General features: G+C 61.5%; 1 pseudogene. It reads right to left on the reverse strand.

The features are described from left to right. Positions 1 to 231: pseudogene (locus SB816_RS35380) on the reverse strand (porin); the annotation flags it as partial.

Here is a 231-nt window from a genome sequence, read left to right on the forward strand (position 1 = left end):
GGATCAACGCCGGGGTCAACTGGTACTTGAAGTTGAGTTCGCCGTTGTTGAACGTCGCGGTCTGGTTCGTGTATTGACCGGCCGAGAAGCCCTTGAACTTCGTATTCGAGTACGTCGCGCCGATCGTTGCCGCGCCGAACGTGTATGCACCGCCCGCGCCGATGACCTGGTACGTGTTCGCGCTGTTCGCGTACGTGCCGTAAACCGGCGAGGAGACGACCGGCTTGCCGC

It is taken from the genome of Achromobacter sp. SIMBA_011, assembly GCF_046535435.1.
In the GTDB taxonomy this organism is placed as follows: domain Bacteria; phylum Pseudomonadota; class Gammaproteobacteria; order Burkholderiales; family Burkholderiaceae_B; genus Achromobacter; species Achromobacter dolens.